1 protein-coding gene is annotated in these 396 nt (G+C 65.9%); it reads right to left on the reverse strand.

The features are described from left to right. A partial coding sequence (locus RCF13_RS16105; protein ID WP_308141337.1) for a hypothetical protein occupies positions 1–396 on the reverse strand: 396 nt, incomplete at both ends.

Here is a 396-nt window from a genome sequence, read left to right on the forward strand (position 1 = left end):
GTCGTTCTTCTTCGTACCGCCCAGCAGGCTCAGCCCCGCACCGGCCGCGCTCCCCAGCGGGTTGCTGATGCCACCACCGCTGCTCATCCCGGTGCCGATGCCACCGCCACTGGTCTTGGCGCGGGATTCGTTCTCGATGTCGACAACGGTCAGGCTGCCGGTATCCAGGCGGTTCTTCGAGGCATCGGCAGTACTGCCGATCACGCCGCCTTCCAGGTGCGTGTTGCCGCCCACGGTGATGTTGAAGCCACCGCTACCGGCAACGATGCCGCTCTGTTCCTGCACGCTGCGCAGGTGGCTCTCGACCTTCTGCTGGCCAATGTTGACGGTGCCGCCGCTGCCATACACGAAGGTGCCGCCAGCCTGGGTCTGCTTGCTGGCGTAGTCGTCGGTGTC

Origin of the sequence: Stenotrophomonas maltophilia group sp. RNC7 (assembly GCF_030910085.1) — a bacterium.
GTDB classification, from domain to species: Bacteria; Pseudomonadota; Gammaproteobacteria; order Xanthomonadales; family Xanthomonadaceae; genus Stenotrophomonas; species Stenotrophomonas sepilia.